We start from the raw sequence: 507 nt of genomic DNA, 5'->3' as shown, positions 1-507 counted from the left end.
TCGGGTGACGGCGCGCCAATCATCGCAGCCAACGTGACCACCACAGGCGCGCCTTACCCGACCTACGTGGGCTTATGCCTACCTGAACCAGCTTCGCGAAGCGCTGCGACGCGAACACTGCGCACTGCACGCCTATGTTCTGATGACGAACCCTGTCCACCTGCCGGTTACGCCGGAGCACGCAGCATCGATTCCACGACCCATCCTACTAATCTGCGAAAATCTGCGCAATCTGTGGATAAAAACGGCTTCCCTTGCGGGCGAGATGCCTGCGCTCCGCCGGCGAGCCGACACCTACAGCGCATGGCCTGTCTGCTGCCAGGTAAAGGAAAATAACCACAGAGGGCACAGAGAACACAGAGAATTTTCTGCGTGTTTTCTCTGTGTTCTCTGTGCCCTCTGTGGTGAATAAAAAAGGAAAAGGGGCCAAGTTCAATTTCTGCTACGCCCATGACATACCACACCGCCCGCGCATCTATCTCGACGGTATTCCCCTTCACATTGTGC

General features: G+C 56.6%; 1 protein-coding gene. It reads right to left on the bottom strand.

Annotated features, from left to right (window positions below; genetic code table 11):
• Nucleotides 1-167: 167 nt before the first annotated feature.
• Nucleotides 168-507 (bottom strand): hypothetical protein (locus BQ17_RS22440; RefSeq protein ID WP_218068137.1); only part of this gene is annotated, 340 nt, incomplete at its 5' end.

This window comes from Candidatus Thiosymbion oneisti (genome assembly GCF_900092655.1).
GTDB classification, from domain to species: Bacteria; Pseudomonadota; Gammaproteobacteria; order Chromatiales; family Chromatiaceae; genus Thiosymbion; species Thiosymbion oneisti.
Note: the sequence above shows the minus strand (reverse complement) of the source record. Positions and strands in the feature narration are given on the sequence as shown.